Source organism: Janthinobacterium foliorum (genome assembly GCF_978021625.1).
In genome coordinates this window covers 1-255 of the sequence record NZ_CDXDQE010000121.1, presented here as the reverse complement: position 1 = coordinate 255, position 255 = coordinate 1, and the positions used below count along the sequence as shown (strand labels likewise).

The window sequence follows — 255 nt, the reverse complement described above, 5'->3', positions numbered from 1 at the left end:
CCTGGCGCGCAGGGTGATGGTGTCGGGCGCACCGCTGTGCTCCACCTCGTCGACGGTGAACTTGCCCATATCCACCAGGCCGGATGATTGCCAGCCCAGCGCCAGGGCGATCTGCGCGCCGCGCGGCGGCAGGGCCAGCTTGCCGTCGCTGTCGTCCAGGGAAATGTCGAGCTGGTCGCTCTCGTCGCCACGGCACAGGGTCAAGGTCAGATTAATCAGCCGCGGCGAGACGATGGCCGTCAAATCCTTGTCTTC

The 255-nt window shown here is 66.3% G+C and carries 1 pseudogene; it reads right to left on the bottom strand.

Annotation, left to right across the window (positions count from 1 at the left end):
- A pseudogene (locus ACZ92H_RS29795) lies at positions 1-255 on the bottom strand (phage late control D family protein); the annotation flags it as partial.